Below are 959 nucleotides of genomic sequence, written 5' to 3'. Positions count from 1 at the left end.
TTTTAAACAAGCCCGGTTTGATTAAAAAAACGGAMCCATAATGTACCAGATTTTGATAAAAAACCCAGAAATATGTGATCTATTCGTGAGTATTTTTCTTTTATTGACGCTAATCGCCCCTCTTCAACCCCAACCATTTCTCGAGCTGCCTCACTCTATCAAGCTTTTATGCAAAGATGAGCACACGATCGTTGACAAAAGCAACAAACAGGGGCGAAATGGATCGCGCTTATGATTCACAATGGTGCAACGAACATTGTTTCGCACCATTAAGGTGCACTCGAGGATCATTTTGGTGCATAAAGGAAGAACAARCGCACACAAAACAAAGCAAGTACATGATTAATATGAACTTAAAAAATTGGCACAGCTTTTAGCTTTGTAAGAATCAGCATCGATTAATAAGAATGAAATGAAATTAATCAATGCTGGATTCCAAACCGAATCTGACTATTACCGCTTTAATAACACTGGAGGTTATCCAAGATGTCAGTAGAAAACGTTTTATCGCTGATCCAAGAAACGAAGTTAAGTTTGTTGACCTGCGTTTACCGTATACTAAAGGTAAGAGCAGCACRTCTCTATTCCTTCTCACCAAATCGATGCTGACTTCTTCGAAGACGGTAAAATGTTCGATGGTTCGTCTGTTGCTGGCTGGAAAGGTATTAACGAATCAGACATGGTGATGATGCCTGACGCATCTTCAGCGGTTCTAGACCCATTTACATGAAGAAAGCAACAGCTGAAACATCCGTTGTGACATCCTAGAACCTGCAACGATGCAAGGTTACGACCGTGACCCACGCTCTATCGCGAAACGCGCTGAAGAGTACATGCGCTCTACAGGCCTTGCAGACACCGTTCTAGTTGGTCCAGAGCCAGAGTTCTTCCTGTTTGACGATGTAAATTCGCAACTGACATGTCGGGTTCTTTCTTCAAGATCGATGACGTAGAAGCAG

Annotated in this window: 1 pseudogene; it reads left to right on the top strand. The window is 41.9% G+C overall.

Annotated elements, in window-relative coordinates:
* Nucleotides 1-486: 486 nt before the first annotated feature.
* A pseudogene (locus CIK04_RS25095) lies at nucleotides 487-959 on the top strand (glutamine synthetase beta-grasp domain-containing protein); the annotation flags it as partial.

It is taken from the genome of Vibrio sp. 03_296 (assembly GCF_002265885.1).
This window is presented reverse-complemented; position numbering and strand designations above follow the sequence as displayed.